The 23,361-nt window shown below is 33.9% G+C and carries 22 protein-coding genes; 12 read left to right on the top strand and 10 right to left on the bottom strand.

Annotated features, from left to right (window positions below; all coding sequences use genetic code 11):
- Positions 1-23: 23 nt before the first annotated feature.
- A complete protein-coding gene (locus Q0783_RS13530) occupies positions 24-899 on the bottom strand; it encodes an NAD kinase (RefSeq protein WP_298895971.1) in 876 nt (291 codons plus the stop codon).
- Between the two features lies 1 nt (position 900).
- On the bottom strand, positions 901-1,557 hold the full coding sequence (locus Q0783_RS13525) for a CBS domain-containing protein (RefSeq protein ID WP_298895969.1): 657 nt from the start codon (positions 1,555-1,557) through the stop codon (positions 901-903).
- A gap of 89 nt (positions 1,558-1,646) precedes the next feature.
- On the opposite strand from Q0783_RS13525, the gene Q0783_RS13520 reads away from it, so the two are divergent.
- The 6 genes from Q0783_RS13520 (at position 1,647) to clpX (ending at position 7,077) form a co-directional block, all read left to right on the top strand.
- A complete protein-coding gene (locus Q0783_RS13520; protein WP_298895967.1) occupies positions 1,647-2,360 on the top strand; it encodes a pyridoxine 5'-phosphate synthase in 714 nt (237 codons plus the stop codon).
- Positions 2,357-3,124, top strand: coding sequence for an alpha/beta fold hydrolase (locus tag Q0783_RS13515; RefSeq protein WP_298895965.1), 768 nt, complete (start codon positions 2,357-2,359; stop codon positions 3,122-3,124). The genes Q0783_RS13520 and Q0783_RS13515 overlap by 4 nt, the downstream gene beginning before the upstream one ends.
- A gap of 18 nt (positions 3,125-3,142) precedes the next feature.
- Entirely contained in the window at positions 3,143-3,490 is a 348-nt protein-coding gene (locus Q0783_RS13510) for a phage holin family protein (protein ID WP_298895962.1), read from the top strand.
- 128 nt (positions 3,491-3,618) lie between these two features.
- Positions 3,619-4,941, top strand: a complete 1,323-nt coding sequence (tig, locus tag Q0783_RS13505; RefSeq protein WP_298895960.1) for a trigger factor — start codon at positions 3,619-3,621, stop codon at positions 4,939-4,941.
- A gap of 175 nt (positions 4,942-5,116) precedes the next feature.
- Complete coding sequence (gene clpP, locus Q0783_RS13500) at positions 5,117-5,791, top strand: ATP-dependent Clp endopeptidase proteolytic subunit ClpP (RefSeq protein WP_230936673.1); 675 nt, start codon at positions 5,117-5,119, stop codon at positions 5,789-5,791.
- Positions 5,792-5,844: 53 nt separating this feature from the next.
- Positions 5,845-7,077 (top strand): ATP-dependent Clp protease ATP-binding subunit ClpX, encoded by a 1,233-nt coding sequence (gene clpX, locus Q0783_RS13495; protein WP_230936672.1) that lies wholly within the window; start codon positions 5,845-5,847, stop codon positions 7,075-7,077.
- 273 nt (positions 7,078-7,350) lie between these two features.
- Here the strand turns inward: clpX and Q0783_RS13490 are convergent, their stop codons facing one another.
- Together Q0783_RS13490 and Q0783_RS13485 are read right to left on the bottom strand one after the other, a co-directional pair.
- Positions 7,351-8,580 (bottom strand): hypothetical protein, encoded by a 1,230-nt coding sequence (locus tag Q0783_RS13490; RefSeq protein ID WP_298895957.1) that lies wholly within the window; start codon positions 8,578-8,580, stop codon positions 7,351-7,353.
- Between the two features lie 136 nt (positions 8,581-8,716).
- Entirely contained in the window at positions 8,717-10,237 is a 1,521-nt protein-coding gene (locus tag Q0783_RS13485; RefSeq protein ID WP_298895955.1) for a GH3 auxin-responsive promoter family protein, read from the bottom strand.
- A gap of 41 nt (positions 10,238-10,278) precedes the next feature.
- Here Q0783_RS13485 and Q0783_RS13480 point away from each other — a divergent pair, with 41 nt between their 5' ends.
- A complete protein-coding gene (locus Q0783_RS13480; RefSeq protein ID WP_298895953.1) occupies positions 10,279-11,073 on the top strand; it encodes a DUF2797 domain-containing protein in 795 nt (264 codons plus the stop codon).
- Positions 11,074-11,145: 72 nt separating this feature from the next.
- A complete protein-coding gene (locus Q0783_RS13475) occupies positions 11,146-11,379 on the top strand; it encodes a hypothetical protein (RefSeq protein WP_298895951.1) in 234 nt (77 codons plus the stop codon).
- Between the two features lie 7 nt (positions 11,380-11,386).
- Here Q0783_RS13475 and Q0783_RS13470 read toward each other — a convergent pair whose 3' ends face one another.
- The 3 genes from Q0783_RS13470 to pruA form a co-directional block, all read right to left on the bottom strand.
- Positions 11,387-12,007: a LysE family transporter gene (locus tag Q0783_RS13470; protein ID WP_298895949.1), complete on the bottom strand. Its 621-nt coding sequence runs from the start codon at positions 12,005-12,007 to the stop codon at positions 11,387-11,389.
- Between the two features lie 93 nt (positions 12,008-12,100).
- The gene (locus Q0783_RS13465) at positions 12,101-13,948 is read right to left on the bottom strand and encodes a T9SS type A sorting domain-containing protein (protein ID WP_298895947.1); all 1,848 of its coding nucleotides are present in this window, start codon (positions 13,946-13,948) and stop codon (positions 12,101-12,103) included.
- 144 nt (positions 13,949-14,092) lie between these two features.
- Positions 14,093-15,718, bottom strand: coding sequence for an L-glutamate gamma-semialdehyde dehydrogenase (gene pruA, locus Q0783_RS13460; RefSeq protein WP_298895945.1), 1,626 nt, complete (start codon positions 15,716-15,718; stop codon positions 14,093-14,095).
- Positions 15,719-15,857: 139 nt separating this feature from the next.
- On the opposite strand from pruA, the gene Q0783_RS13455 reads away from it, so the two are divergent.
- Positions 15,858-16,862 carry a DUF6695 family protein gene (locus Q0783_RS13455; protein ID WP_298895943.1) on the top strand — a complete coding sequence of 335 codons (1,005 nt, stop codon included), beginning with the start codon at positions 15,858-15,860 and terminating at the stop codon, positions 16,860-16,862.
- On the opposite strand, the gene apaG is transcribed toward Q0783_RS13455, so the two are convergent.
- A complete protein-coding gene (apaG, locus tag Q0783_RS13450; RefSeq protein WP_230936663.1) occupies positions 16,859-17,245 on the bottom strand; it encodes a Co2+/Mg2+ efflux protein ApaG in 387 nt (128 codons plus the stop codon). The two genes, Q0783_RS13455 and apaG, sit on opposite strands and share 4 nt — an antisense overlap.
- Before the next feature lie 113 nt (positions 17,246-17,358).
- Complete coding sequence (locus Q0783_RS13445) at positions 17,359-18,720, bottom strand: aminotransferase class V-fold PLP-dependent enzyme (protein ID WP_298895941.1); 1,362 nt, start codon at positions 18,718-18,720, stop codon at positions 17,359-17,361.
- 92 nt (positions 18,721-18,812) lie between these two features.
- Between Q0783_RS13445 and Q0783_RS13440 the strand changes: the two genes are divergently transcribed.
- Positions 18,813-19,340, top strand: coding sequence for a cysteine dioxygenase family protein (locus tag Q0783_RS13440; protein WP_298895940.1), 528 nt, complete (start codon positions 18,813-18,815; stop codon positions 19,338-19,340).
- On the opposite strand, the gene Q0783_RS13435 is transcribed toward Q0783_RS13440, so the two are convergent.
- Entirely contained in the window at positions 19,337-20,593 is a 1,257-nt protein-coding gene (locus tag Q0783_RS13435) for a type IX secretion system plug protein domain-containing protein (RefSeq protein WP_298895938.1), read from the bottom strand. The two genes, Q0783_RS13440 and Q0783_RS13435, sit on opposite strands and share 4 nt — an antisense overlap.
- Before the next feature lie 166 nt (positions 20,594-20,759).
- On the opposite strand from Q0783_RS13435, the gene Q0783_RS13430 reads away from it, so the two are divergent.
- Complete coding sequence (locus Q0783_RS13430) at positions 20,760-22,109, top strand: Na(+)-translocating NADH-quinone reductase subunit A (protein WP_298895936.1); 1,350 nt, start codon at positions 20,760-20,762, stop codon at positions 22,107-22,109.
- A complete protein-coding gene (locus Q0783_RS13425; protein WP_298895934.1) occupies positions 22,109-23,359 on the top strand; it encodes an NADH:ubiquinone reductase (Na(+)-transporting) subunit B in 1,251 nt (416 codons plus the stop codon). Before Q0783_RS13430 ends, Q0783_RS13425 begins: the two co-directional genes overlap by 1 nt.
- The last annotated feature ends 2 nt before the right edge of the window (positions 23,360-23,361 follow it).

The raw sequence follows: 23,361 nt of genomic DNA, 5'->3' as shown, positions 1-23,361 counted from the left end.
CAGATTTTATAAGGTTTTATTGTTTAATTACGTTTGTCTTCGCCCCAGAGCATTTTCTTTCTGAGCGTATCAATAAAGCTTTCATCTAAGAGCTCTACCATTTTAACTTTAAAGTTGGCTTTCTTTATGGTGATTAGGGTAGCGTTTGATAAGGTGACTATTCGTGAGTCTAATGACATTAAATGTTGATCTTCTCGACCATCTACTCTTAAATGAATAGTGGTGTCATCTGGAATAACTAAAGGTCTTGCATTTAAGTTGTGAGGCGCAATAGGTGTTAGGACAAAACTATTAGCTTCGGGTGTTATTACTGGTCCGCCACAACTTAAAGAGTATCCTGTAGAACCAGTTGGTGTGGCCACTATGAGTCCGTCAGCCCAATATGATGTCAAATATTCATCGTTTAAATGGGTTTCTACGGTAATCATCGAGGTTGTATTTTTTCGACTTACAGCAATTTCATTAAGCGCAAAATTGGTGACTTTTAAGTCTTCATTTTCTGGATTAGTTTCTACACTCAGCAATGTGCGTTCGGAGGTTTTATAATTACCATTTAAAATATGTGTAATGGCAACTTCGATATCATCGGTTTGAATGGTCGCTAAAAAACCAAGCCGGCCTGTATTGATGCCAACAATCGGAATAGAAAGATCTCTTACATAGGTGATAGCTCGTAAAATGGTACCATCTCCTCCAACACTAATCAAAAGATTATAACTGTCATCCAATTCGGTGAATTTTTTAACAGCAGAATTTTGTTTTATACCATCATTTAATTCGTTATAAAATGATGCTTCTATATGAATGGAAACTTGATTCTTGTGAAGTACATTAATAAGATCTTCAAATGATTTTAAAGATTTCTCTGGATAATACTGACTGTAAACGGCTACCTTCATACTATATGTCTAAGTATTTTTTGAGGTATTCTGAGCGGTCCTTGAGGTTTTCAAGATGTGTGTCTTCCTCATGACCCGAAATAATATTATAACTATAGCGTCTAAAGGTTTGAATCACATCATTGAGTCCAGAATTACCAATCTTTAAAGTGATTTGGACAACGCCACTGTCCATTCGAGATACAAAAGCACCTAAAATTTTTGCATCGTTTGATTCAACAATCTGGCTAATTTCACTAAAGGAATAATCTTGAATACCTTTTTCAACAATAAGAATACCGCCGGGCTCGGCAAAGAAAGGCGTTTCATTAAATAAACCTATAATATCATTAAGTTCGTAATAGCCCAGATAATTATTATGCTTATCTAGAACTGGCATGATATTACAAGAATTTTGTGCAAATGTTTCCAGTACATCCAACCAGTTGGTGTCAGATCTCACAAAGAAACCATCTAGAGCATAATTACAATCGGCAATTGTTTTTTGAGACTCAAAACAATGGGCATCAGTTTCAGAGATGCAACCTTGATATGTGCCATTATTCTCAACAGGAATATGGGAATAGGTCAATTCATTAAAAATCAACTGAACATCACTCACCTTATCATTTATATTGAGTGGTTTTATATCGTTAATAATATATTCTCGTAATGGCATAGTCTTGTAAAATTCTAATCAAAATTAATTAAAAATAACCACAATTAAGGTTGAAGGACTTTGTATTTTTGTAATCAAATTACAAAGTTATGACCAAGTTAAGTGTAAATATCAATAAGATAGCAACCTTGAGGAATTCTCGTGGAGGAAACACACCAAACGTTGTTCAGTTTGCTAAAGATGTGCAGCGATTTGGAGCAGAAGGTGTTACTGTGCATCCAAGACCAGATGAACGCCATATAAAATATCAAGATACACGTGATCTAAAGCCTGAGGTTTATACCGAATTTAATGTTGAAGGAAACCCAATACAATCCTTTATGGATTTGGTGCTCGAAGTTAAACCAACGCAAGTTACTTTGGTTCCAGATGCTGTAGATGCCTTAACATCTAATGCTGGTTGGGACACCATAAAGCATAAAGCGTTCTTGACCGAAGTCATTTCAGAATTTAAATCCAATGGCATTCGTACGTCCATATTTGTAGATCCTGTTTTAGAAATGATAGAAGGTGCTAAAGCTACAGGAACTGATCGTATCGAATTATATACTGAAACTTTCGCGCATCAATATGGTTTAGGAAATGAAAGCGCGATTGAACCGTTTACTAAAGCAGCAGAATTATCTAATAACATAGGATTAGGTGTTAATGCTGGACATGATTTGGCTTTGGATAATATCAAATTCTTTAAAGAAAACATACCAGGATTATTAGAGGTGTCGATTGGTCATGCTTTGATTTCTGAAAGCTTGTACCTAGGTATCGAAAATGTGGTGCAAATGTATTTACAGCGATTACAATGACATTACACTCAAAAATTATAGGACAAGGACAGCCTTTTGTTATTCTTCATGGGTTTTTAGGGATGTCCGACAACTGGAAAACACTAGGCAATAAATTTGCTGAAGCTGGTTTTGAAATGCATCTGGTAGATCAACGTAATCATGGACGTAGTTTTCATAATGACGAATTTAATTACGAGGTTTTATCTGAAGATCTTAAGCGTTATTCTGATGCGCATCAACTCGAAAATATGACTTTACTAGGTCATTCAATGGGTGGAAAAACGGCAATGCTTTTTGCGTCCGAATATCCAGAGTTGGTTTCAAAATTAATGGTGGCAGATATAAGTCCGCGCTTTTATCCTGTGCATCACGATGCCATTTTGGCTGGATTGAGTGCCTTGGATTTTAACGACATTAAAAGTAGAGGTGCCGCAGATACATTCCTTTCGCAATATGTTTCCGAACCTGGTGTGCGTATGTTCCTGCTTAAAAACTTGTATTGGGTAGAAAAGGGGCAGCTCGGACTTAGAATTAACCTTGACGTTTTAAAAGAGAATGTCACTGAAGTTGGAGAAGCCTTACCTATACATTCTAAATTTGAAAATCCAACACTTTTTTTGAGAGGTGACAAAAGCGAGTATGTGATGCCAACAGATGAGAAACTCATCAAGCAGCATTTTCCGCTTGCAGCTATTGAAACAATAACCAATGCTGGTCATTGGTTGCATGCCGAAAACCCAAAAGACTTTTACGAAGCCGTTATAAATTTTGTAACTTCATAGTTGTAAAATCTAAATCTTATGAATCTAATTATTAGAATATTACTCACTGCTGGGATCGTAATGATTTTAGCTCATTTTTTGCCAGGTGTTGGACTTAAAGGCTATCAATCTGCAATTATTGTAGCTGTGGTTTTAGCATTATTAAATGCCATAGTAAAGCCTATACTTATCATTTTAACTTTACCTATTACCATTCTTACTTTAGGCTTGTTTCTGTTTGTGATTAATGCGTGTATCATTCTACTAGCAGATAAATTTATAGATGGTTTTGGCGTGAATGGGTTTTGGACAGCCTTACTGTTTAGTATCTTATTATCCATCTCACAATCTATTGCCTATTCCTTTTTAAAAGAGAAGAAAAAGTAGACACAAAATCAGTTACTTAAACTATTGTTGGGTTGCAAAAAATATCGTATTTTTGCAGCCCTTTTTAATACCTCGTGTGTATTAAAAATATAAAATGTAAATACCCTTTAGGGTTTAGAGTAGATACAATGAATATTACAAGAGAAAACATCGACGCATTAAATGCAGTGGTAAAAGTAGATATCGCTAAAGAAGATTATAGCGATAAAGTAGAAAAAATATTAAGCGATTACCGTAAATCGGCTAATATCCCAGGCTTTAGAAAAGGTCATGTACCAATGACTTTAGTAAAAAAGCAATATGGTAAAGCGGTTTTAGTTGATGAGGTTAACAAGCTTTTACAAGATGCTTTGGGTAAATATTTAACCGAAGAAAAATTAGACGTTTTAGGTAACCCATTACCAAAGCCTCAGGATGATTTAGATTGGGATTCTGATGCCTTTTCTTTTGAGTTCGAATTAGGACTTGCACCTGATTTTGATGTGAACTTAAAAGGTAAAAAAGCCATCACACATTATAACATTGTTGCCGATGATAAAATGTTAGATAACCAAGTAGAGCATATTAGAAAACAGTATGGTAAAATTATTTCTGAAACAGAAGTAGCTAAAGACTCTGAAATTACTGGTGTTTTTGTAAATGAGGAAAAAGAGATCAATAATTCTACAATGATCACTTTAGATAAGTTTAAAGGAAAAGCGACTGAGAAGAAATTTATTGGTGCTAAAGTTGGTGATGTGATCACATTAAAAACTAAGGGATTGTTTAAGGATGATCATGATCTTATGACCTTCTTAAAGGTATCTCATGATGATGCTCATGGTCTAGAGGTTGAAGTAACATTTACAATCAACGAAATTAACTCAAGAGAATTAGCTGATTTGGATCAAGAGTTATTTGATAAATTATTCGGACCAAAAGCAGTGACGTCTGTAACAGAATTGAAAGCTAAGATTAAAGAAGATTCTGAAAAGCAATTTGCACAACAAGGAGATCAAAAACTATTAAATGACGTAACTGAATATTTAGTAGAAAACACAAAATTTGATTTGCCAGCTGAATTCTTACAGAAGTGGATGCAAACTGCCGGTGAAGAAGTAATGGATGCAGAGCAAGCTAAAGAAGAATACGAAAAGTCTGAAAAAAGCATGCGTTATCAATTAATTGAAGGTAAGATTATTGAAAAACATGATCTTCAAGTGTCTTTTGATGATCTTAAAGATCACGCTAAAGAAATGATCAAAGTGCAAATGGCACAGTTTGGACAAACAGGTTCTAGTGATGAAGAGTTAGAAGGTATTGCTGCAAGAATCTTATCAAATAAAGATGAAGTAAAGCGTTTATCTGAGCAATTGATGAGCACTAAATTGTTAAATCTTTACAAAGCCGAAGCAAATCTTAAGACAAAAGAAATAACTTACGACGATTTTGTAAAAGAGTTTTACAGCTAAACCCAATAATGGGTACTATGCCAAAAGAAATAAATGAGCCAAGATTCGATATTTGAGTATAGGCTAATGCTATTTTGTTAAATAGAAGAAATAATATTATAAATTAGTATCTTTGAGCGTAAGACTTCACCGTCTTACGCTTTTTGTTTACATTAAAAAAATTTGAAAACTATATATGGATTACGGAAAAGAATTTGAAAAATTCGCAATAAAAGATCAAGGTATTAGCAGCACATATTACAATAAGATCATTAGTAGTATGTATCCAACAGCGTTAACGCCTAATATCATTGAAGAACGACAAATGAATATCGCTATTTTTGATGTATTCTCGCGTTTAATGATGGATCGTATTATTTTTATGGGTACAGCGATCAATGATCAAGTAGCCAATATCATTCAAGCACAATTACTGTTTTTAGAAAGCACAGATGCGTCTAAAGACATTCAAATATATATCAATTCACCAGGAGGAAGTGTGTATGCAGGTTTAGGTATTTATGATACCATGCAGTTAATCAAACCAGATGTAGCTACTATTTGTACAGGTATGGCAGCGTCTATGGGAGCTGTGTTATTATGTGCTGGTGAAAAAGGAAAGCGTAGCGGATTAACACATTCGCGTGTGATGATTCACCAACCGTTAGGAGGTGCGCAAGGTCAAGCCAGTGATATCGAAATTACGGCTCGTGAAATATTAACCCTTAAAGAAGAGTTATATAAAATCATTAGTAAGCATTCAGGTCAGGATTACGACAAAATCTACGAAGATAGCGACCGTGATTATTGGATGAAAGCTGATAAAGCTAAAGAATACGGAATGATAGACGAAGTACTATCAAGAGGATAAAAAGAACAAATGCTTGATGTTTTCCTAGGAAATGTGAAGCTTTAAAACGATTTATGGCAAAGGAAGAATTAGAATGTTCGTTTTGTGGACGAAAAAAACCGGAGACCAATCTGTTGATTGCTGGTTTAGATGCGCACATTTGTGATCGCTGCATCGAACAAGCACACGGTATTGTTCTAGAAGAATCTAAACAGTCTGATAATGCAGAGTTGTCATCAGAGTTAATGCTTAAAAAACCACAGCAGATTAAAGCTTTTCTTGACGAGTATATTATTGGTCAAGAGCACACCAAAAAAGTGATGTCTGTTGCAGTTTATAACCACTACAAACGTTTATTGCAACCACCAACAGACGATGATATTGAAATTCAGAAGTCAAATATCATTATGGTAGGACAAACAGGAACAGGTAAAACTTTAATGGCTAAAACTGTAGCGAGAATGCTTAATGTGCCACTTGCTATTGTGGATGCAACCGTTTTAACTGAAGCAGGTTATGTTGGAGAAGATGTTGAAAGTATTTTAACACGTTTATTACAAGCGGCAGATTATAACCTAGAAAAAGCAGAGCGTGGTATTGTGTTTATTGACGAGATTGATAAAATTGCTCGTAAGAGTGATAATCCATCAATCACAAGAGACGTTTCTGGAGAAGGTGTACAGCAAGCCTTATTAAAGTTGCTTGAAGGTACTGTTGTTAATGTGCCACCAAAAGGAGGACGTAAACATCCAGACCAAAAATTTATTGAAGTTAATACAGAGCATATCTTATTTATTGCAGGTGGAGCGTTTGATGGTATCGAGCGTGTCATCTCTAAGCGATTAAATATGGCTGCTATTGGTTATAAAGCATCTCATGATGATGAAATAGCCGATCCCGATAACATGTTACAGTATATCATCCCTAAGGATTTAAAAGACTTTGGATTGATACCTGAAATCATTGGTCGACTTCCAGTGCTTACCTATATGGATCCGTTAGATGGGAATACATTAAGAGCTATTTTAACTGAGCCTAAAAATGCCATCATCAAACAGTATAAGAAATTGTTTGCTATGGATGATATCGAATTCGCTATCACGGAAGGCGCTTTAGAATTTATCGTTAATAAAGCTATAGAGTATAAGTTGGGTGCAAGAGGTTTGCGTTCGCTTTGTGAAGAAATCTTGACCGATGCGATGTTTGAAATGCCAAGTTCAAATGATAAAAAACTTAATGTAACTAAGTCTTATGCAGAAACCAAGCTTACTAAAACGAAGCTTAAAAAGCTAAAAGCAGTCTCATAAATAGATTTCAGAATAGAACAAAAAGAAACCACTCTTTCCCGAGAGTGGTTTTTTTATTAGGATTTAAAAACTAATATTGCTAAACAATATTTTGAATATTTTTTTACAATTTTATGTCCTTTTCAAAATGTTTTTTTCTTAAAGACTTCGTAAATATAGCTGCAATAATTTCAGAATAAAAACGACTTTGCTTGCTTTTGGATGAACATCAATAATACTCGTTGTTCGGGAAAAAATAGTGTTGTTCGTCGATGTTTTAAAATTTAGAGATGACTAGTCATTACTCACAGCCGATATTTTTGGCGATAATTTTAAAGTTTCTTTATAGATAATAGCATCAGTTTTATAAGATGAAAATCTGGATTCAAATTTTTCAAAGCCATTTTTTAATACTTTAATAGAGTAGCGTTCATAAGCTTTAACTTTAAAGCTATAAAAGGCATCAATATCTGTAACCTGTCGTTCGATCTCATCTCCGTTTACATCAAATAATACAACAGTTGAATTAGGAATAGGTTTATTGTCTTCGTTCACGACCACACCTTGTAACTGTTGGTAAATAACATTAGCTTTAAAACGATACATATCAAAACTACCTTTTCCTTGTTCTTTATTCGAAGCGAAAAATCCTTTATCTTCGGTTGTAAACATAAATGCAATTTCATCGAATTCGGAGTTTACATTTTTTCCTAAATTTCGTGGCGTTTTAATATCTTCTGAAATAGAACTTACAAAAATGTCAAAACCGCCAATGCTTTCATGTCCTTTAGATGAAAAGAATAATTTTTTCCCATCTTTGGATAGATGTGGAAATTTATCATCAAACCTCGTATTGATTTTTGGTCCCAAATTAACAGGATCATTTAAAGTTCCATCAGGATTAATTTGAGCGACATATAAATCAAAACCACCAAAAGAGCCTGGCATATTTGATGAAAAATATAATTCGGTTCCATCAAATGATACATGCGGATTTTCGATAGAGTAGTTGAGATCACTAATAGTTAACTCTTGTTCATTAATCCAGTTACCATTAGAGTCTTTTTCTAAAAAAGCTTTATACAATTGGTAATTCTGAGAATTTTCACGTTTACTTCTTGTGAAGTACATAGTTTGTTCATCAGGAGAAAAGGCAACTTGACCTTCATTATCTTTTGTATTGATAATTCTCGAAAAGAACAAAGGGTTCTTTACAGAACCATAAGCATCAACATCAAGACAGAATAACTCAAAGTAAGGTTCATTGGTATATTTGTCTATACCATTTCCTAGTCCGCCAATTTTTTTAGAGGACACCATAATCAATTTGTTTTTGAATACAGCTGAAGGAATCTCAGAATATTTTGTGTTTACTTTTGAAGTATAGACATAAAATTCTAGTCCGCTTCTATTGAGTTCATCAAAATGTTTTGGATCATTACGATTACCATCTAGGTTTGAGATCGTAGGTGAAGATACCATACAAAATAATATGGTAAACACCGTGAGGATAGGCGTTTTCATTGTGAGGGTTTTGGGATTAATTACATTTAAAATTATAATCAAAAATATAAAAAATCTTTTATTATGACATTTATTAGATAAAACTATACGTAAATCCGACAAATTTAGAAGCTGTGCGAATTTTACCGATGAATGACTATGAAGTTATATTAAGGCTTAATAATTCGTCGATATACTCTCTACTGTTAGATAATCTAGGGATTTTATGCTGACCACCCAATTTATCATGTTGCTTTAGCCAATCGTAAAATAGACGTTCTCTAGCGATATGAACTGTTGGCATATTTAATGTCATATTATTGAGGCGTTTAGCTTCATAATCTGAGTTAAGTGATTTTAGTTTGGTATCTAGAAGCTCGTTAAATGTCTTGAGGTTTTGAGGTGGCGTTTTAAATTCAATGAGCCATTCATGTGATCCTTTATCTTTTCCATTCATAAAAATAGGAGCAGCTGTGTAATCAACTATTTCAGCATTAGTTGAAAAGCAAACCTCTCTTAGCGCATCTTCAGCATTTTCAATAATCAATTCTTCTCCAAAGGCATTAATGTGGTGTTTTGTTCTACCAGAAACTTTTATACGATACGGACTTATAGATGTAAATCTTACCGTGTCACCAATTTTATAGCGCCAAAGGCCAGCATTAGTTGTAATAATAACGGCGTAATTCTTGCCAATTTCAACTGCACTCAACGGAATAATCTTTTGATTAGCTGTTCCGTAGGTATCCATTGGGATGAATTCATAGAAAATTCCATAATCCAACATCAACAATAACTCACTGCTATTATTTTGATCTTGGATAGCGAAGAAACCTTCAGAAGCATTATAAATTTCGTAGTATTTAAAATCTGATTTAGGTAAAATAGCCTTGTATTGATCAACATAAGGGACAAAACTTACGCCTCCGTGAAAATAGACTTCTAGATTTGGCCATATATCGAAGAGATTGTCTTTTCCAGTTGTTTCCAAAATAGTATTAAGTAGCACAAGCATCCAAGAAGGAACGCCGGCCAAACTGGTTACGTTTTCATTTCGGGTTTCTTCAACAATAGCTTTCATCTTTACTTCCCAATCGCTCATTAAAGATACTTTACTGCTAGGTGTACTGCTAAACTCTGCCCAAAAAGGCATGTTATCTATAAGTATAGCTGATAGATCGCCAAATACGGTTCCGTTCTCTTTGTATAGTTCTTTGCTACCTCCTAAGCGTAAACTTTTTCCAGTGAACAATTGCGAATCTTCATTATTATTGAGATACATACACAGTAAATCTTTACTTGCAGCGTAATGACAATCTTCTAATGATTCTGTACTTACAGGTATGAATTTGCTTTTAGCATTTGTTGTTCCGCTAGATTTTGCAAACCACTTGATTGGGTTGGGCCAAAAGATATTGTGTTCTCCGCGACGAGACCGTTCAATCATATCTTGACAATCTTCATATGAAGAAATAGGAATGCGTTCACAAAAGGTATCATAGGTGGAAATAGATGCAAAGTCATACTTTTTACCAATTTCAGTATCCTTTGCGGTTGAAAGGAGCTGAAAGAGTAATTCGTTTTGTACTTCATTTGGGTATTTTAGAAACAATTCAATTTGATGGAATCGTTTTTTTAAAAACCAGGAAGCAATAGAATTTACTAATGGAATCGGCATTTTTATAGTATCTTTAAGTTTTAAAAATAATACTTTTTTTTATGTTTTATCAAGGTGTTTTAACAAAAATGCAAACGGAGCTAGCTGAGCCAATTCAATATTATTTGATATTGGAAAATGATTTCCTGAATATGAATCAGTTATTGAATAAAACCATTACAATGGAGTTTGTAAAACATCAATGTTTGAAATGCGGATTAGATAAACCTATTTACCGCCAAGGGTTTTGCAAAGAAGATTTTTTTGATATTCCACAAGCTGGGGATTGGATTATGCGACCAGAATTAAGTACTGCGCATTTAGGTAAAGAAGATCGTGATTTAGAATATGAGAAGAAAGTTCAATTACAACCTCATATTGTATATCTCGCCAATTCTAGTAATGTAAAAGTTGGTGTCACTAGAAAAACTCAAGTGCCTACACGTTGGATAGATCAAGGAGCGCATGAAGCTATTGAAATTGTAGAGGTGCCTAATAGATATCTTGCTGGAATTACTGAAGTAGCATTAAAAGATCATGTTGCAGATAAAACCAATTGGCGAAAAATGCTCAAAAATGATAATGAAGATGAAAATTTAGTCGAATGGAGAGAGCGATTAAAAAAATATATCCCTCAAGAAGCTAAAGATTATTTTATTGCTTCAAATACCGAAACAAATCTTGAGTTTCCTGTACATAAATACCCAGAAAAACCTAAAAGCCTCAATATCGAAAAAGTAGGTACATATACAGGAAAATTGGTAGGTGTTAAGGGTCAGTATCTTATTTTTGAAGATAATACTGTTTTTAATGTTCGTGCAAATGAAGGCTTAGTAGTTAAGTTCGTTATGCACTAAAGATTAACGTAATTTTATAAAGCTATTTTTGCTTCAAATGCCTGTTGTTTAGTATCTTGTTAATAAAACAACATGAAATTCCCAGTAATGTTTTATGTCGTTGTTACCACGTTGTTGTTAGTGACAGTCACGATTGCAGCAGCAATGGACATACCTTTAAATTGGGTGTTCTTTTTAACATGTATAGGTCAAGTTTTTGTTGTAATAATGGTCTACAAAGTATTAAGAGATAATTATACAACTGAAAAAACTTTTAAAGATTTTTATGAAGATTATCCCATTGGTGATGTAGACAACTACAGATAAGACAATTTTATAAACTCAATTTTATAGCTTGAGCGATACCGATAACAATTAATAATATACCTGTTACTTTATTAATTACCAAAGTGATATTTTGAACTTTATTTTTTATGGCGATACTAAATTTGCTATAGAGATACAATGTTAGTAGCTTACCTAAGTATACTCCTGCAAAGAATAGAAATAATACAAATAGAGGAGAACCTAATGATAACATAAGATCATTATTATTAATTATTCCGAAGGCAACAATCCAATAAATCAGAACTGGAGGGTTTAAAATTCCTAGAAGAAATCCAGTAGCATATTTAGATGATGTTAGTCTCTTTTTTTTGGATGCTTTTTCTTTATTCTTTTTGAAAATTAAAAAGCTACCTACTGCCATTAGAATTACAACAATTACAATTTGAATCCACATATTTTGGTCAAAGAAGTCTCTAACAACCATATTACAATGTAGCGCATAATAAGAAAGAATAACTTCAGCAATACCAGCTGCTATTGCTATTTTAAAAGCCTGTTTGGCATTTTGCTTAATGGTTGTGTTAATTACAGCAATATTGGATGCACCCAAAGGTAATGCGCCAATTACACTTGCTAAAATACCAATTATGAAGTATATAAATATCATGAGGTATTTGTAGAGGTAATGACAAAATACTTACATCATATTTTGAAATTATCTAAAAAAAGAAACCCTTTCAATTTTGAAAGGGTTTCTTTTTTACTTTACAATAATCTTTGTTCGGTAGTTATAGTTGTCTTTAGACTCAAGATTGAGAATATACATTCCCGAATCTAAATTTAAAGGGATTGAAGATCTTCTATCTAATGTTTGATTAGAAGAAAAAACCACTTTTCCAGTAATATCAATAATAGAAATATTGACATCATCTAGAATTCTACTACTTAGTATTGTTATTTCATTTTCAATTGGATTCTTCTCAATCTTAATTGATGTTATAGTTTCAAAATCTGTATTTGATAGTGTTTGTTGAAAAATCTCAGTAAGTGCAAAAGCCACATTTTCCTCGGTGAGTTCAACATGATTTTCATTATCATCTGGCATATACCAATTCACAAAAGGTGTATTATTTAGTGTGTCTCCTGTTCCTCCTGGATCGCCAAGGTTAATATCGTGATACCAATTAACTTCATTATTTGTAATTTCTAAGGCCATTCCACTAACCGAAGGGATGAAACTAAATTTATTTACTGTTAATGAGGTAAGAAAATTATCAATAATTGGATCTCCGCCTAGCCCATCAGTAAAACCTCCCAGATCGAAAAGGCCTCCTGAAGCTGCATCAATACCATCTGAAAAACTTGGAGCTTCTGCCTGTATTTCGACATCTACAAGAGTTATAAATCCAAAAATTAAAAAGCCTTCAACAAAAACCTTACTTATTAATTGAGGTCCAACATCATTACCCATATCATCTTCAGTTAAAGGCGTGAAGTTAATATTGATATCGGCTGTTGTTTGTGGTAATGGAGAATCAGGAATTTCTAGGTCCTCAATTGCCAAAGCAGCAAAACCAGGAGTAATATCTGTCGTGCCATCGGCAGCTTTATATGCAGTTCCAATTCCACTACCATTTATGATAGATACATTTCGCGTATTCTGTGGAAAACCAGTTGGTGTTAAACTGTTGATGTTATTTTCAAAAACTGCTCTATAAGGATGAGCTTCTGGTAATAACTTTGTAGGGTCAAAATCAAATTCACTACCATCCAAAAGATGAGCTTCGAAATGATCAACTAACAATTGTCTTGCAGCTGGTGATTTTAGTAGTCCGTTTACAATGCCTTGTAATTCAACAACGTTTAAATCGTCACCTAAACCAAATCCTAGAAAGTTAAATTGATGTTGAAAACCTAATGGGACATTCGCGCCAAGATGAGGAGAATCAAATGACATCCATAATCTTGTTTCATGATCTTGAGCGTCCTCTTCCATGAAGTTCAATGCATAACGAGAGATTAATCCACCCATGCTTGGACCAATGATAACTAATTCTTCATCGCCTACTTTACCTCCTTGAGCTTCTGGTCCATTAAGCGTATTTATTAAATCTACTAATAACATTGCGTTACGTTCAATGAAATCTGCTCCACCATTAACTAGTGTACTTCCAGGGTAATCGAGCTCGTCAATGACCATATCGGCATTATTGTCTGTAGCATTATCAATATTTAAAAGTGAATTATCATCCAGTCTAAAGTAAGACGGGAAATTTAAAATAATAACATCATACCCTTGGGCTCTAACTAAATCGGCTAAATTTTCAGGGCCTGAAGACCCAGTAAAATCTAATAAGCTGTAAAGACCAGCAATTGTTCTGGTATCACCTGGATCGAATCCATCTACCAAAATAATTGGTTTATCCAAAACACCAGTATCGGTATCTAGAAATACTTCGTATTCTCCTAAACCAGCAAAATTAGCAACTTCACTATTGATTGCGGTATATGCACTTAAATCTGCAGTAAGTGTCGATTCAAACTCAACTGTTTGAGCTTGAATACAGAAAGGGAATAACAATAAAATTAGAACGTAATTTTTTATCATAATTGATTAATTAATAGTTGCGACTAACAAGATACAAAGTTTCGTTTAGTTAATTATGTGTTATCAAGTGATTTAAGACCAAAAGCAAAAAAAAATCCTCAAACTGTAATATTTGAGGATTGTAATATAAAATTGTGTAAGATTTTATCCTAAAAATGGATAGCGATAATCTGTTGGTGTCACAAAAGTCTCCTTTATCATTCTTGGCGATACCCAGCGCAATAAATTAAGTGCACTACCAGCTTTGTCATTTGTACCAGAAGCTCTAGCACCTCCAAAAGGTTGCTGTCCTACAACAGCTCCAGTTGGTTTGTCGTTGATATAAAAATTTCCAGCACAGTTTTGTAATGCTTTAGTTGCTTCTTGAATGGCGTATCTATCTGTTGCTAGTATAGCTCCAGTTAATGCATATTCGCTAGTGTCATCAACCAGTTTTAAAGTTTCAGAATACTTGTCTTCGTCATATACGTAAATAGTGATTACAGGACCAAATAATTCTGTACACATGGTTGTGTATTTTGGGTTGCTAGTCACGATAACGGTTGGTTCTATAAAATAACCTTTGCTTTTATCGTAATTTCCACCAACGATGATTTCAGCATCCGAATCATTTTTAGCGCCATCAATGTATGATGCTAACTTATCAAAAGAACCTTCATGAATAACAGCAGTGATGAAATTATTCAAATCTTCAGGGGATCCCATTTTAAATGACTTAACATCAGCAATAACACGTTCTTTTACTGTATTCCATAGGTTGGAAGGAATATACGCTCGCGAAGCTGCACTACATTTTTGTCCTTGGAATTCAAAAGCACCTCTAGTGATAGCTGTTGCTACTTGAATTGGATTTGCTGTTTTGTGAGCGATAATAAAGTCTTTTCCACCAGTTTCTCCTACGATTCTAGGATAGGTTTTATAATTATGAATATTGTTCCCAATTTTCTTCCAAAGTTCTTTGAAAATGAACGTAGAACCTGTAAAATGTAATCCAGAAAAATCAGGGCTGTCCATAACGGTATCAGTTATCATCACAGGGTCTCCAAATACCACATTAATAACACCATCAGGAACACCAGCTTCTCTAAAAACATCCATAATGATTTTGGCTGAAAATATTTGACTGTCACTAGGCTTCCAAACTACAACATTTCCCATCATAGCCATACATGCTGGAAGGTTTCCTGCAATAGCTGTAAAGTTAAAAGGTGTTACTGCATAGGTAAATCCTTCTAGTGGCCGATATTCTAATCTGTTCCAAGCGCCACTAGTGCTTTCTGGTTGTTCATGATAAATATCTGTCATGAACTGTACATTAAATCGTAAGAAATCAATTAATTCACAAGCTGCATCTATCTCAGCTTGGTGAACTGTTTTAGATTGCGCAATCATAGTTGCTGCATTAATTTTTGCTCTGTAAGGTCCAGCGATTAATTCGGCTGCTTTTAAGAAAATTCCAGCGCGTTGTTCCCAAGGCAATTGAGACCAAGTTTTTCGGGCTTCTAATGCCGTTGCAATAGCTTCCTCTATATGAGATTTTTCTGCTAAATGATATGTTCCAACAACGTGTTGATGATCATGAGGTGCCGACATGGTTTTTGTGTTTCCTGTTGTCACATCTTTTCCGTTGATATACAATGGTACATCAATTTTAGTGTTCCACATGTCTTTGTAAGCAGCTAAAACTGCTTCACGCTCAGGAGATCCTGGAGCATAAGATTTTACGGGCTCATTTATAGCTACTGGTACGTTGAAAAATCCTTTTCCCATCTTAAAATTAGGTTTAAAAATTGCTTATTATTTTGAAGGTGCAAAGTTACGATTTTTTGACGACTAATGACTAAATGACTATTAAAACAAGCTTAAAATACTGCATAAATTTTTGTAAGTTGCCACCAATTCTATTCATATGAACGACGGAATCATTCTCACACTTGCCTATCCAGAAACTATTGTCTCTCATGCCAAAGAATGGTACTCTCCATTTTTACGGTTTTTATTTGTTGGTAGTAGAAATCATGTGAGAGCTGGTCATGCAGCATTAGTACTTATAGATAAATCTACAGGAGTATTAGAATATCATGATTTTGGCCGCTACATCACAACATCTCCGTACGGACGAGTAAGGGGGAAAGAAACAGATTTTGAGCTAAATTTTCCCATGCAGGCAACTATAGAAAAGGGTGAAATACAAAACCTAAATGAGATTTTAAAATTTTTGGCAACACAGCCAAAACTCACTCATGGTGAAGGAAACATGTATGCTTCGATTTGTAAGACAATAGATTATAAAAAGGCAAGAGCGTATATAACTAATGAGCAAAACAAGGGGTTTATAAGGTATGCTGCCTTTATAAAACAGGCCTGTAATTGTGCGCGTTTTGTAACAGATGTTCTAATTGCCAGTGTTACTAATAAGAAGATCAAATCTTTGCTTATTAAATCAAAAGGATTTACGCCAAGTACAATTGGCAATGTGGTTATTGCCGATACCGAAGATTTTATATATAAGGTGTCTGAAGTTGGAGATATTTCAGAGTTTGATTCTACTGTTAGAAAAGAAAATCGTCGTTTATTTTTAGATGTACTTAAAGGACATCGTCCAAGTGTAATAGGAACTTTAGAACCCAAACATAATGATATAAAAAGCGATCATGCACAATGGTTAAGTGGAATAGGTACAGGTGCTTGGTTTGAGTTACATCATATTGGGAGTCATGAGGAATTTCGTTTTAGACGTATTTCCCCTTATGGAAATATTGATTGTGATGGCATTTATAAAGTGTCTTCAGAAGGTTTTAACTTTGAAAAAACATATCAATTTAGCCATTATTCAAATTGCCAATTCTTACATATCTATCAAGGAGATGATATATTTAGGTTTGAATACTTAAAAAATTATAGCGAATTTTAGTTGAGTGCAAAAGGAGCACTTAATTTAAATGAAGGAATAATCACTTTAAACTTATTGGTGTTTGTGAAATTAACCATGTTATAGTGACCTTGCATTGCCCCAAAAGGAGACGTTAATAAACAACCTGAATTGTAGGTGTGAGATTCTCCTGGTTTTAAAACTGGCTTTTTACCAATAACACCTTCACCTTCTACAATATCTACATTATTGAGTGCGTCGAGTATTCTCCAGTATCTTGAATTGAGTTGTACAGAATCTTTACTTTGATTTTCAATAGTTACTTTATAGCCAAAAGCAAAGTGCACTTTATAATTTTTATAAAATGTACCTTCAAATGATGTTTCTACGGAGATCTTAATCCCACTTGTAACTTGTTGAACCATGAAGTGTTGAAAATAATAGCTTACAAAAATAAATAATTTCCAACTAAATTGGAGACTTTTTTAAAATTAAGCAAAATTTTAACAACTTTACGATATTCAACCGATTAACGGGTTTAAATATCAGTTGAAACTGCAAAATCTTCAATGGTTTTAAAAAAGTTGATAATATCTTTTTCTTTTAATACGCTATTAATGGTTACCATTCTTACAAAATCTTGATCATTAAAATTTCCGAAACCAACCATGAGCTTGGCGTTTTCGTATAGCACAGTACATAATTTTTTCGCAGGAATATCCTTGTAATTAAAACATACTGAAATTGAATCTTCAAAACTGTATAATCTATAATCTGGGTGGTTATTGATATAGTTTCTAGCAACTTCAGCAAGTTTGAACTGGTGATTAATTATAGTTTTTAATCCGTTATTACCAACAGACTTCCATAAGGTCCAAAGCTTTAATGCGTCATTTCTTCTACCACATTGTAGTGATGTTTTTCCGAGATTAAAATCGTCATCGTTGGTTTGATAAAGATATTCTGCTTCATTAGAAAACGATTCATATAAATATTTCTTGTCTCGAGTTACTATAATAGAACAACTTAAAGGCGTGCCTAACATTTTATGAGCATTAAAACTAAACGAATCTGTATGCGCAATGCCATTGACTAAATGTTTGTAATCGTCACTAAAAATCACACCACCACAATAGGCGCCATCTAAATGTAACCATACGTCATACTTTTTACAGACTTTACTTATGTTATCAATAGAATCAAAAGCTCCTAGGACTGTAGTTCCTGCCGTAGCATTTACAAAAAACGGCTGAAAGCCTTGTCTGATATCATTTGAAATTTTAGCATCTAAATCTTCACTTAGCATTTCGCCTCTATCATTAGTTTTGATTGTACGTACTTGCTGTCTTCCAACACCAATAAAAGCAGCGTTTTTTGCAATAGAATAATGAGAAGCTTCAGATGTATAGAGTGTCATTGTATTGTTTATCCCTTCGTTTCTTGCCGAAGGATTATACTTGTCTCTAGCCATCAAAACTGCCATGTAGTTGCTCATAGATCCTCCTGGAGCAAAAGTGCCATCTGCAACGTCTGGGTATTCAATGATATCACAAATTTTTCTAAGTAGTGTTTTTTCAATCCCAACTTGAGGTCCAGCAACTTTATAGGTATACATACTATTGTTGAGCATAACAGCTAATAAATCTCCAAGTGTTGCTCTAGGGATTCTTCCACCAAATAATTGATTAAAAAATGAGGTTGATGCTGTTTTAGGTGTATGCTTTATAATATCTTTTAATATAGATTTAAACTCATCGTCTATTATTGGTTCATCATTAAGTTGAAGATCTAAAGTTTTATAAAGTGCTTTAGTATCGACAGGAGCAGCCACAGGCCGATTTGTTTCTTCGGAAATTAAAAGCTCTGCAAGTTCGGTGAACAATGATAAATCGTTATGCATTTGTAGTGATGGGTCTTAAATTTTGGCTTGTGTAAATTTATTCCTATTTTTCGGAATAATATGAAAATCCCCTAAAAGATCAAATTCATTACTTGAAATCCCAAGAAAACATTCAGCAACTAATAGCGCTTTTGTCGCAATCTTCAATTGAAGATTACAATGCTATACTCAATAATTTCAATTTTAATTCAATAGATTTTAAGCCTTTTGAAAGTTGGTCTCAACAAAAGTATACACGTAATTGTTTGTATAGAGATGTCAATTTTGAAGTTATTCTTTTATGCTGGGAAAAGGATCAAGAAACAGCAATTCATGGTCACGATGGTGAAGATTGTTGGGTATTCCTCTTAGAAGGAGAAATGGAAGAGGTGTTTTTTAATGTGGAGAATCAGCATTTAAAAAAAGTTGGATCACAAAAGGTTTTACCACATCAGCTCACCTTTATGAATGACAACATAGGGTTTCATAAATTAAAGAATAGTTATGAAGGAAAGTCAATTAGTTTGCATGTCTATGCAAAGCCAATAGAACATTGTGTGTCTTATAATGAAACCTCTCAGCAATTTATTGAAAGACAATTAACTTACGATACTTATAAGCAACTCATTGTTAAGGATTAATTGGTAATATTAACCGAATTCGCTTCGCCAAAACCAATAAGTTGATCAAAGCGAGCACCTAAGTCTCTGTAATACACTAGAACTTTATAGTTGTTTTCAGTTTGCCAAAAATCACCACTAATTTTTCCCTCATCGAGATTTCCATCTTTATCTACTACAACATATTTGTAGTTATAGAATCCTTGTTTGAGTTTTATAATAGCCTCATAGCGGCCAGAGCTACTATCAAATGATAGTTTGTTTAAATCTTCCTCTAAAGCATAGTTATTAAAGTTGCCATAGACATACATGCTTTCACCATCTTCAAGTTTTGGGTGAAGGATTGAAAAATGAACATTAGTATAATCGGCTTCAATATCTACGTCGTCAGTGTCTAAAGCAGTAATCAAAAAATTACCATTAATGTCTGGGTTGTAAGTGTAAGGTTGGCTATATCTTGGTCCGTCAAGAAACAAATAACTATGATAAATATCTTTTAGATCAATAAATTGAACACCAACGTTAGCACCTCTAACATCTTTGGTTTCAAAGAAACGAAATTCATTACTTGCCCAAAATGCAGTTTCGGTAGTGTATTTATATATAAGCTCTTTTCCAATAGTATACTGAGGTTTAATATCTGTAATCGCTGTGCGTAAATTATTATTTTGAATAATTAAGGTCTTAACAGTTTCTTTTGGATTGTTTAAATTCAATCCGCCAGAATTTATGATGATATCAACACTTTGTTTACTTTCAATATACTTCACGTCTCTAGATCTTTTAATATCTAACCCAACACCAACTTGTTCTTTGTAGATCATAAATTTTCTAGAGAAGACTAATTCTTCATCTTCATTAAAAATTGAAATGATATAGTTACCAGATTTTGTCAAGCCACGTGTTTGCTTATTAGGAATTTGCAAATCATAATGAGAATACAACTGATAAGCATTAAATGAGTTTTGGTAATTAACAATTCTGAAATTGTCAAAACCAGTCATATATTCCATTTTCACCAGATTGGATCTTGTCCAGTCATAATTATAATGCTCAATCGTGTAGTAAAAGTCGGGTTCATCAGTAGTAAGAACATCAAATTCTAAATGAAATGCTTCGCCTAATCTAATGATAGGCAACTGACCTTGAGAAGAGGTTCGACTTTTAAAAGTGATGGTCTTTATATACTCTGGAGGATTGACTTCTTCTACTTGAGAAAACCCTTGTCCTGTAAAAAGTAAGGCTAATAGAAAATAATAGATGTTCTTAATCATTAATAATAGTTTGATATGTAAAGATAAACAAAATCTGTGCCTTAATATTGCACATGTTATTTAGAATCTTTAAAAATAACAAACTTAGAAAGTCATACTATTTTATTACGTGGTAAATTCGTAAATTTGCACCGATTTTTAGACAACTAATTTCAATATAAAGCGTATGTCAAAAGACATTAAAATTAAAAAAGGTCTGGATATAAAACTTGTTGGTGAAGCTGAAAAAACAGTTGAACAAGCCATTATAAGTAATTTCTGCACTATCAGACCTGAAGATTTTCACAGCGTTATTCCGAAACTTGTAGCCAAAGAAGGAGCTACTTTAAAAGCAGGAGATGTTATCTTTTATGATAAGTCTAATGAAGACATAAAGTTCGTGTCTCCGGTTTCAGGAACTGTGGTAGAAGTACAAAGAGGTCCTAAGCGTCGTATCGATGCTATTAAAATTCAAGCAGATAAGGAGCAATCTTTTAAAGATTTCGGAGCCTTTAATATGGATTCTGATGCTGCAGCTGTAAAAGCTCATTTGCTAACTTCGGGTTGTTGGCCTTTTATAAAGCAAAGACCTTATGATGTTATTGCAAATCCAGAAAAATCGCCAAAAGCGATTTTCATCTCTGGTTATGCATCAGCACCTTTAGCAGCAGATTTAGATTTTGTTTTATCAGGAAAGGAAGCAGAGTTACAAGCTGCTGTTTCTGCCTTATCTAAATTAACTGAAGGTCAAGTTCATATTGGCGTTGGGTCTAACGACTCACCATTAGCAGGTATGAATGATGCTACAATACACAAAGTATCTGGCCCTCACCCAGCTGGAAATGTAGGTACTCATATCAACAAAATAGATCCAGTAAATAAAGGTGAAACAGTTTGGACAATCAATGCTCAAGATTTAGTTGTGATTGGTGAATTGTTACTTACTGGGAAATTCAATCCAGAACGCGTTGTTGCTTTGGCAGGTTCTTCAGTAAAGAAACCAAGATATTTCAAAACTAGAATTGGAAGCGAGGTTGCAACAATGGTTTACGATAATGGTGTTGAGAAAGATGGGAATGATCGTATTATTTCTGGTAATGTATTATCTGGAAAGCAATTGAAACCAGATGGGAGTTTAGGTTTTTACGATAATGTAATTACAGTCATACCTGAAGGTGATGATTATGAATTCTTTGGTTGGAACAAGCCAATTTTTAATAAGATATCGACGTCTAGAGCACTTACTTTTTCTTGGTTAAACCCAAAAAAGAAATACGATTTAAACACTAACACCAATGGTGAACATCGTGCTTTTGTTGTCACAGGTTCTTACGAGCAAGTATTTCCGTTAGATATTTATCCAATGCAAATTTTAAAAGCTTGTATGTATCAAGATTTAGATGAAATGGAAGCTTTAGGAATGTATGAAGTGGCTCCTGAAGATTTTGCTTTAACAGAATTTATATGTGTGTCTAAACAGCCACATCAAGATATAATAAGAAAAGGATTAGACTTAATGCTTAAAGAGATAGGATAATGGGTTTAAAAAGTAGTTTACATAATTTTAGAGAAAAGAATAAGGACAAAAAATGGTTGCCAGCATTTTCTGCAATACATACGTTTTTATTCTTACCTAATGAGACCACGCATAATGGGACTCATATAAAAGCGGCCGATGATTTAAAGCGTACCATGAACATTGTTATTATGGCAATGATACCTTGTTTGCTTTTTGGGATGGTTAACGCTGGTTACCAACATCACTTAGCATTTGGAGAAATTCAACAAGCAACAGGAGGTTTCTTGAGTTCAGATTTTTGGACTTTAGATAATTTTACGGTTGGTTTTTGGAAAGTAATTCCATTAGTAGTTGTGTCTTATGGTGTTGGTTTGGCTATTGAGATTTTGTTTGCAATGAAAAACAAGCATGAGGTAGAGGAAGGCTATTTGGTAACAGGGATGTTAGTGCCTTTAATTGTACCAATAGACACGCCACTTTGGATGCTTGCAGTTGCTGTTGCTTTTGGAGTTGTTATAGGTAAAGAAGTATTTGGTGGAACAGGGATGAATATTTTGAATCCAGCCTTAACTATTAGAGCCTTTTTATTCTTCGCATATCCTACGTGGATGTCTGGTGATAAAGTATGGGTTTATGGAGCAAAAGCAAGAGATGAAGCTATAGCTGTTGCAAAAGAAGCTGGGACTTCTTTAGAAGGTTTAGATGCTATTTCTGGCGAAACCATTTTAGGTAGTTTAGCACAAAATAAAGGTGTTTTAGGTCATGATGTTATGGATATGTTCTATGGAATTATCCCTGGATCTGTTGGTGAGACATCAACATTATTAATTCTATTAGCTGGATTATTCTTAATATTTACTAAAATTGGAAGTTGGAGAATTATGCTATCCTCGGTTATTGGAGCTTTAGCTATGGGATTAATCTTTAATGCTGTTGTTAGTTCTGGATTGATTAGTGAATCAAGTAAGTTTTATGGCTTAATGAATACCGAATTCTGGCATCACTTACTTATTGGAGGGTTTGCATTTGGTACCGTATTTATGGCTACCGATCCTGTAACGGCTTCCCAAACTAACAAAGGAAAATGGATTTATGGATTTTTGGTTGGGTTTATTTCAATCATGATTCGTGTATTTAATCCAGCGTATCCAGAGGGTGTAATGTTAGCCATTCTATTGATGAATGTATTTGCACCAACTATAGACCATTACGTTGTTCAAGGAAATGTAAAGAAAAGAATGAAACGTCTAAAAGTTAAAACTGCTTAACG

It is taken from the genome of uncultured Psychroserpens sp., from assembly GCF_947500255.1.
Classification (GTDB): domain Bacteria; phylum Bacteroidota; class Bacteroidia; order Flavobacteriales; family Flavobacteriaceae; genus Psychroserpens.
Note: the sequence above shows the minus strand (reverse complement) of the source record. Positions and strands in the feature narration are given on the sequence as shown.

Excerpts from the sequence above, each read along its gene's own strand:
- apaG (WP_230936663.1), bottom strand. The coding sequence starts at position 17,245 with ATGGTTCAACAAGTTACAAGTGGGATTAAGATCTCCGTAGAAACATCA.
- Q0783_RS13485 (WP_298895955.1), bottom strand. The coding sequence starts at position 10,237 with ATGCCGATTCCATTAGTAAATTCTATTGCTTCCTGGTTTTTAAAAAAA.
- Q0783_RS13435 (WP_298895938.1), bottom strand. The coding sequence starts at position 20,593 with ATGATTAAGAACATCTATTATTTTCTATTAGCCTTACTTTTTACAGGA.
- Q0783_RS13470 (WP_298895949.1), bottom strand. The coding sequence starts at position 12,007 with ATGATATTTATATACTTCATAATTGGTATTTTAGCAAGTGTAATTGGC.
- clpX (WP_230936672.1), top strand. The coding sequence starts at position 5,845 with ATGGCAAAGGAAGAATTAGAATGTTCGTTTTGTGGACGAAAAAAACCG.
- tig (WP_298895960.1), top strand. The coding sequence starts at position 3,619 with ATGAATATTACAAGAGAAAACATCGACGCATTAAATGCAGTGGTAAAA.
- pruA (WP_298895945.1), bottom strand. The coding sequence starts at position 15,718 with ATGGGAAAAGGATTTTTCAACGTACCAGTAGCTATAAATGAGCCCGTA.
- Q0783_RS13445 (WP_298895941.1), bottom strand. The coding sequence starts at position 18,720 with ATGCATAACGATTTATCATTGTTCACCGAACTTGCAGAGCTTTTAATT.
- Q0783_RS13480 (WP_298895953.1), top strand. The coding sequence starts at position 10,279 with ATGTTTTATCAAGGTGTTTTAACAAAAATGCAAACGGAGCTAGCTGAG.
- Q0783_RS13465 (WP_298895947.1), bottom strand. The coding sequence starts at position 13,948 with ATGATAAAAAATTACGTTCTAATTTTATTGTTATTCCCTTTCTGTATT.
- Q0783_RS13455 (WP_298895943.1), top strand. The coding sequence starts at position 15,858 with ATGAACGACGGAATCATTCTCACACTTGCCTATCCAGAAACTATTGTC.
- Q0783_RS13490 (WP_298895957.1), bottom strand. The coding sequence starts at position 8,580 with ATGAAAACGCCTATCCTCACGGTGTTTACCATATTATTTTGTATGGTA.
- Q0783_RS13425 (WP_298895934.1), top strand. The coding sequence starts at position 22,109 with ATGGGTTTAAAAAGTAGTTTACATAATTTTAGAGAAAAGAATAAGGAC.
- Q0783_RS13475 (WP_298895951.1), top strand. The coding sequence starts at position 11,146 with ATGAAATTCCCAGTAATGTTTTATGTCGTTGTTACCACGTTGTTGTTA.
- Q0783_RS13515 (WP_298895965.1), top strand. The coding sequence starts at position 2,357 with ATGACATTACACTCAAAAATTATAGGACAAGGACAGCCTTTTGTTATT.
- Q0783_RS13525 (WP_298895969.1), bottom strand. The coding sequence starts at position 1,557 with ATGCCATTACGAGAATATATTATTAACGATATAAAACCACTCAATATA.
- Q0783_RS13430 (WP_298895936.1), top strand. The coding sequence starts at position 20,760 with ATGTCAAAAGACATTAAAATTAAAAAAGGTCTGGATATAAAACTTGTT.
- Q0783_RS13530 (WP_298895971.1), bottom strand. The coding sequence starts at position 899 with ATGAAGGTAGCCGTTTACAGTCAGTATTATCCAGAGAAATCTTTAAAA.
- Q0783_RS13510 (WP_298895962.1), top strand. The coding sequence starts at position 3,143 with ATGAATCTAATTATTAGAATATTACTCACTGCTGGGATCGTAATGATT.
- clpP (WP_230936673.1), top strand. The coding sequence starts at position 5,117 with ATGGATTACGGAAAAGAATTTGAAAAATTCGCAATAAAAGATCAAGGT.
- Q0783_RS13520 (WP_298895967.1), top strand. The coding sequence starts at position 1,647 with ATGACCAAGTTAAGTGTAAATATCAATAAGATAGCAACCTTGAGGAAT.